General features: G+C 44.0%; 10 protein-coding genes and 1 pseudogene. 8 read left to right on the top strand and 3 right to left on the bottom strand.

The annotated features are described in order from the left end of the window. Positions 1-170: 170 nt before the first annotated feature. Both LC574_RS20520 and LC574_RS20515 read right to left on the bottom strand, forming a co-directional pair. Positions 171-798, bottom strand: a pseudogene (locus LC574_RS20520) (reverse transcriptase N-terminal domain-containing protein). 594 nt (positions 799-1,392) lie between these two features. After that, positions 1,393-1,599 carry a hypothetical protein gene (locus LC574_RS20515; protein WP_229455282.1) on the bottom strand — a complete coding sequence of 69 codons (207 nt, stop codon included), beginning with the start codon at positions 1,597-1,599 and terminating at the stop codon, positions 1,393-1,395. A gap of 76 nt (positions 1,600-1,675) precedes the next feature. Here LC574_RS20515 and LC574_RS20510 point away from each other — a divergent pair, with 76 nt between their 5' ends. From LC574_RS20510 to LC574_RS20475, 8 genes are all read left to right on the top strand, one after another. Next, entirely contained in the window at positions 1,676-1,873 is a 198-nt protein-coding gene (locus tag LC574_RS20510; RefSeq protein WP_229455281.1) for a hypothetical protein, read from the top strand. 64 nt (positions 1,874-1,937) lie between these two features. Continuing rightward, entirely contained in the window at positions 1,938-2,108 is a 171-nt protein-coding gene (locus LC574_RS20505) for a hypothetical protein (RefSeq protein WP_229455279.1), read from the top strand. A 373-nt stretch (positions 2,109-2,481) separates the two neighbouring features. Beyond that, positions 2,482-2,772, top strand: coding sequence for a hypothetical protein (locus LC574_RS20500; protein WP_229455278.1), 291 nt, complete (start codon positions 2,482-2,484; stop codon positions 2,770-2,772). A 58-nt stretch (positions 2,773-2,830) separates the two neighbouring features. Next, the gene (locus tag LC574_RS20495) at positions 2,831-3,088 is read left to right on the top strand and encodes a hypothetical protein (protein WP_229455276.1); all 258 of its coding nucleotides are present in this window, start codon (positions 2,831-2,833) and stop codon (positions 3,086-3,088) included. Between the two features lie 16 nt (positions 3,089-3,104). Next, entirely contained in the window at positions 3,105-3,359 is a 255-nt protein-coding gene (locus LC574_RS20490; protein WP_229455274.1) for a hypothetical protein, read from the top strand. A 385-nt stretch (positions 3,360-3,744) separates the two neighbouring features. Next, the gene (locus tag LC574_RS20485; protein ID WP_229455273.1) at positions 3,745-3,984 is read left to right on the top strand and encodes a hypothetical protein; all 240 of its coding nucleotides are present in this window, start codon (positions 3,745-3,747) and stop codon (positions 3,982-3,984) included. 30 nt (positions 3,985-4,014) lie between these two features. Further along, a complete protein-coding gene (locus LC574_RS20480) occupies positions 4,015-4,233 on the top strand; it encodes a hypothetical protein (protein ID WP_229455272.1) in 219 nt (72 codons plus the stop codon). Between the two features lie 546 nt (positions 4,234-4,779). Next, the gene (locus LC574_RS20475; protein ID WP_229455284.1) at positions 4,780-5,574 is read left to right on the top strand and encodes a DUF2993 domain-containing protein; all 795 of its coding nucleotides are present in this window, start codon (positions 4,780-4,782) and stop codon (positions 5,572-5,574) included. 292 nt (positions 5,575-5,866) lie between these two features. On the opposite strand, the gene LC574_RS20470 is transcribed toward LC574_RS20475, so the two are convergent. Next, positions 5,867-6,525 (bottom strand): nucleotide sugar dehydrogenase (locus LC574_RS20470; protein WP_229455271.1); only part of this gene is annotated, 659 nt, incomplete at its 5' end.

Here is a 6,525-nt window from a genome sequence, read left to right as displayed (position 1 = left end):
GGGTTTGACGCACTCACACTAAACTAAAGTTATCTCTACTATATTTCTGAGTTTGCACTCAAGGCGGTGTAGAGACGATTTTCCTCCAAAGTCCTAAAGGGCTTCGGTTTCAATCAACGAACCGCACAATCCGGACGTGCGCTTTTCAGTGCATCCGGCTTCCGACGTTCTTAGCTTTCGCTTTTGCTCATGTGTAGATAATCGTGGCAACTCTCGTGAGTTGCTATTAGATTCTCTTTGCGCCAATTGGTGTGGTTTCCGTCCTTATGATGCAGGTGAACCCGTTCATCGGATAGAAGCTTCAACCCGCAGATTGCACATGTATGGTTTTGCCGTTTTAAGGCAAAAGAGGTTTCGCCGTCGTAGAGTTTACTGTTACGTTCGCTCCAATAGGCGATGTCCCCATCAAAAGGTGATTTTTCGCCTTTAACGTTGACGTGTTTGTTTTCGGAGTAAGGAATTGCCGGGAATGCTAAGTCTAGCAATTGTTTGCTGCTTTATTCCTTCTTGCTTGGAGCTTAGATTTAGAAATAGGATTTTCTGTGCATCATGCGCCGAGCGTTTGCCATCGATTCCGGGGGTCTTTTTCCCAGCATTTAGCTGTGATACTTGACGGACTGCCAGTAACCTTGCTGCGGTGGATTTCAGAATTAGCTTTTGGAGGGACTTTGCTTTGCGCTTGTCTCCAACTTGAACAGCTTTGTAAACTCGTCTTTGTAGGCGGAATAAGTTACGGCGAAATTTCTTCCAAGGTAACGTCTTCCAAGATTCACTAGCATTAGTGCTGTGTCTAATCATGCTCTACTCTAATTCGTGTACTCTGAACACCTCAGACCAATTGCGGTCTGTCCTACCCGAACTAAGGGAGTTCCGCTGCTCGTCTAGCCTACTTGGGGTTCGACCTTTACCCTAGACCCTTAGTTCGTTTTTATTCGTTCCCTCGGTGAGATTGTTTCGTTTCTTTAGGTGTAGCCAATTCAACCACTGGATTCCCTAGACTCTAGCCACTATCTAACTAATGACGTGGCGGGAATTAAGCTCCAGTAAAGTCGGGGGTTTGAGGTTATGCCCCGCATCCTCGTAGGTTGCTTTTCTAGGCTCGGTTTCACCATAGAAACTCCTTGTTAGCGCCAGTGTCAGCCCATAACAGCCGTCTGGTTGCGCCCAGTTAAGAGCTTCACTCTCTAACAGACGAGTTTCTTAGTCGGTGTGGGCAGATAAAGAGTCATACCTGAGCGGAGCCGGAGACGCTCCGCCTCCGGTCTGGTAGATGGGGCTTTCACCCATATCAGACCGAGAGTTCAAAGTTACTCTCGGTTTTCACTTTGGATAGCTTATTTGCGAATTTTCGCCGCGATTTTGCTATCAACGAATCGCACTAATTTTCATGGTTCAGGACAGCGATCGCGCTTGTACGAAAAGGGCGATCACTTTTCTGTGAATAACAAGTGCTGAGGGCATTTGCCATCCACGTTGTGAAAAGCGATCGCCCCGACTACCAATCAAATGCGATCGCTTGAGTACGAATTTGACATTGCTGGTGAACTCTCTGCTGAACACATACTCTACATCAGCAAATCTCGTTGTCCAGAACTGCAAGATACCACTTGGCTAAAACCAGGATTAGAGTTGGCGCAAGCATTGCGTAATTGGACAAGCCTCAATTCGCAGCGCTTTGCGAGATTCCCGTAGGGAGGGGCTGATTAAATTCTTTGACGAATTTATAACTTTACTGGAACAAGAGAGCTTTTCATTTCAGGACTTACTAGAGGCACTTGCAGCCTGGATGTTCCGCCAGCGACCAAACCCTGAAGAGGTCATCAAACACTTGGAAGACGCAGCATTAGAACTGCACCGCGCTTCTCGGAATTAATAGTTAGGACTAATTATTAACCTCATGAAAAATTTTTCATGAGGTTTTGCTTCTTAAACTTTCATTGACTCAGCTAGCGTTTTATTTGACGTGCGATCGCCGCACCGCAGAGCGCTATTGCTCTAACGAATATCGCCCAAAGCAGATCGTTTTTCTTGCTTGCTGGCTATTGGACGCTCACTGGCAGCAGGTTGGACGAGTCATGCCACCCGATTTCTTGGTTCCGACAATCTGACAGACTTAAATTCGCCAATCAACCGCTAGACCCCGCCCTATGGTGGGGTTTTTAATTGGCGTATGACTGAAACATAACTGAAACGTGTTTCAGTAACAACTGAATCAACACGTTCCACACTTAACTTGCTTTCCTCACCTCAAATCATTTTAACCAACCCAAAAACATCACCAAAACACACGAAAAATAGAGGTTTTGAGGCATTGAATTTAAATAGTGGAACGCAATTGTTTCAACCCAAACATAAAGTGTGAAACACGATGAACAGTGAGCAAAGTTGAGATTTGGGATTTTTTTGACCATCGTTCGGGAGTGCGTAGTCAATTTGACCCATACTTTTTAAATCGAGAACAATGGGCAGATTGCCTGGGCATTGGGAGAAGACCTTGTACCAGTTGAGCAGATAGCGATGGAATTAGTAGGCGAAAAAACCGATATCCCCATCAACGTGTTCAAAGGCTTCGTGGATATTGTTGCAGGAGAAGCGATCGCTCGTGCGGTGCTTGAACATCAGTTACACCAAACGGTTTACACCCAAACGCTGACTGATTTAGATGTCAAGGCTCTAGACACCTTAGACTTTGACCCTGACGAATTTCTGCTGGAGGTAGGCGCAAGAAAAAGCCCCGATCTATCAAGACAATTCCAGATACTCAGTTGCTGACCAAACAATTGCTCAAGCGCTATCAACGAGACTAAAAGAGTTTGAGCAAAGTCAGTTTATGAAATATTTGCAACGAAACCCCATGACGGCGGTATTCTTCTTTGGGTTTGCTTTGTGTGTTGCCCTATCTTCTGGAAACTTGAAAAATCAGTGGGGTGCGATCGCTTCTCTCCAGCAAAAATCCCAAGAAAATACTTCTAAACAATGGAACCTCACCCTATCTCAACAGCAGGTTGATGTTGCAGCGAAAATCGCCGAAGCACGGTACACCAAAGGGTGCAAACTGGTGGTTTCTAAGAAATCGCCTACTTCATGAGGGCATCGCATTCAAGATGAGCAAGAAAGGCACAGTTTATTTAATCAACGCCAAAGGGACTAATCGCTATCTCCCCACCTCAGAATCTCATCATTCCCCACCCACAATTCCAGACGAAGAAAGCTTGCATGTTAGCTATGCTCTTATTCCTGACAAACAAACCAACTTTGTAGATTTCAAGCGAGAAATTCCAGACCTAGCAAAGTCACTAGCAGAGAATTTAAAGAACACGCTTATTATCCCACATTCCGCACCTTGGGGTGTCACATAGTGTAATTACTAGGTTTTTATGATTGTTGTAGTTTTAGATAATGCTTCTGCCTCTTTAGATTTCAGTTATTTTACTGTTTTTATGTATATTCAGTAGCTTTGTTTCTGTCTAAAAAACAGTAAAAACCGATTGTGACAGTTGAGGGTGCGGAATGTAGGTTATTATTGGCGTTCCCGGTGTGGGAAAGGATTATTTTGTTAGTAACGCCTTGGAATGGGTCAGAAAACTTCATCCCAACTGCACAATATTTTTTATCGACCCCAAAAATGATCCGAAAGAAACAGGCTATTTCCAAGGAAGAGTAGGCCACCTTTTTCGATTAAATATCTGCCAAACAACTCCAGTATCCGTTTACGAATGGGTTCAAAGCTTTCCATAAGGTAATTTGTTAGCAGCAGATATGACTGCTGAATTGTTGGCAGGTAATCTTAAAGGGCAAGCACCAGAGGATTTTGGTTTTACCAAAACTGACAAGCTAGCAGATGAAATTGCGATCGCATGGGGTGATGCTAAAGCTTATTGGGCAGCATTTCAACGGCAATTAGACAGGTTAGATGCAGATGATACCGCTACCAGCGTTACCCGCGAACTGTGGGTAGTTCCCTTACTACGAAGTCTCGGATAGAACCCTGTTTACACTGCTAAAGCTGAAGTCGTGGAGGGACAAACATACGCGATTTCTCATCGTGCAGAATTAGGCGAAAACAAGCCACCTATTCACATTATTGGTTGTCGAATCAAGGTAGATCATCGTCCTCCCAGTGGCACACCCAGGTTATCAGCACACGCACTCGTGCAGGAGTATCTTAACAAGACGGAACATCTGTGGGTGATCGCGTGCCTACTTGTCACTTGTCCACTTTTTAAGCAGTAGAGCATTTGTAGTCGTTCTTTACTACTTGCTTGTATGACATGTTTTAGTCCAATTCTTCTTGACCGAAGACAAAAAGGATACAGAGCAAGTAAATTCATTTATGGAAAATATAAAAACAATTGTGCCACGATGCTTCAGCTTTAACGCCAAAAAGTCCAAGTTTTCAGAGCCCCTAAATTTATTTATGGGGATTTTATGCCGTGAATTTTGAATACTTCGGCTACGCTAAGTACAAGTTTTGAATTTTGAATTCGGAGCGAAGCGACGTGACTCTCTTTTATCTCAATAAGTAATCTCATACCCATAAAGTTTTAACCAAATGCACCTACCTCATATTTTGGCGCATCTTCATACAGAATTGGTATTAGCAATAACTTAGTTCAATTATTCCCACTCATTAGATTAAAAGTAACATTTTACACAGTGAACTTCTAACCATCAACCATCTTACACCTACCCATCAGCACAATTAATCATGGGATCGCTTGCTGTATTCTTCACAGTTTGTTACAAAAGTACAAAGAACTTCTAGAGACCCAAAACCACATGTTCGGCGGACTTACTGGTTTACAAGATCCTAAAGGCACAGATTGGGGAGAGCGGATGCTCAACACGGTCGCCAGCCAAACGATTCGCCACCTGTTTAGCATGAGCGAGTCAGTAGAAGTCTTTGTGCGCTGCTATCCCTCCAGCAAACTGTTGCAAGGCAGCATTGATAGCTTCAAAATGAGCGGTCGTGGTTTGGTGATTCGGAAAGATTTCGCGGTAGAGGAGATGTCTTTTGAAACCGATGCGGTGGCCATTGACTTCGGCTCGGTTTTAAGTGGCAAACTCAGTCTTAAGCAACCCACTCAAGCGATCGCCCAAGTAATTTTATCAGAAGCAGGCATAAACCAAGCCTTTAATGCGGAACTGGTGAAAAAGCGCCTGCTTAACCTCACTGTACCATCACTGACAGAATTATCTGGTGGTGAGCCAGTCTCCTTTACGGAAGTACAGGTACAGCTATTGCCAGAGAATCGCTTACAGCTTGTAGCAAAAGCAGATTTAAACAATGGCGAACTCGTACCCTTGAGCATGATTTTAACTATAGGCATTGAAAGGCGGCGGCGAGTTTCTTTTAAAGATCCAAAAATTCAACTTGACCAAGTGCCAGAAGCACAACGGGAAATCTCCCAAACCTTGAGCGTGGCGCTGGTAGAAATTTTAGATAATATGGTTGATCTTGATCGTTTTGACCTCGATGGAGTAAAAATGCGGCTCAACCGATTAGAAACTGAAGGTCAAAAACTTATTTTCAGTGGTTATGCTGAAATTGAACGTATCCCAAGTAGTGCTTGATAAGAAATTATGCCGTCGAATTCACGTTAATATAAACTCTTTCTGATCACCTTTACGCGACACTTTAAAACAAATTAAATACCGCCTAAATAATTCTAGACGGTACTGTAAATCTTTAAGTTTTGAACGGAGTTAAGGATAATCAATAACTCCTAAGGGACTTCCAACAAATAAATTATCCAATCTTGTGGAGTGAACATCTTGTCCGCCCAAGGCTTGGGGCGCTTGTGTCGCCCACCGCACAAGAAGTAATTGAGTATTTTTTTATTTGTCAGTCCCTAACTCCTAAATCCTATCTTCCCACCCCTACATATTGGAATCCAGCCCGGATCATTGCTTCTGGGTCAAGGAAGTTACGACCGTCGATGATAACGGGGTGGGCCATCAATTTTGCCATCTTCACATAGTCGAGAGTGCTGAACTGCTGCCATTCGGTGACGAGTACCAACGCATCGCAGCCATCAGCTAGTCTTTCAGCATCGGTTTCTACTAGCACACCAGAAAGCCCATGACGTAAACCTGTTTGGGAAACAATGGGGTCAAAGGCTTTAACTTTGGCTCCCAGTCGGTTTAGCTGCTCAATTAGGTTGAGGGCTGGGGCGTCGCGCAAGTCGTCAGTATCGGGCTTGAAGGTCAGTCCGAGTAGTCCGACTGTTTTGCCTTTGAGAATTTTCAGAACTTTTTGGAGTTTTTCTAAAGCAATCAATCGCTGGCGTTCGTTGACACTGACAGCAGCTTTGAGTAATTGGGCTTCATAGCCATAATCATCAGCAGTGTGAACCAGAGCGGAGACATCTTTGGGAAAACAAGAACCACCCCAACCAATACCAGCTTGTAAAAATTTGTTACCAATGCGGGAGTCTAGACCGATACCTTTAGCTACTTGGGTGACATCAGCACCGACGCGATCGCAAATATTAGCAACTTCGTTAATAAAACTAATCTTAGTGG

This window comes from Nostoc sp. CHAB 5715 (assembly GCF_020829685.1).
In the GTDB taxonomy this organism is placed as follows: Bacteria; Cyanobacteriota; Cyanobacteriia; order Cyanobacteriales; family Nostocaceae; genus Nostoc.
This window is presented reverse-complemented; position numbering and strand designations above follow the sequence as displayed.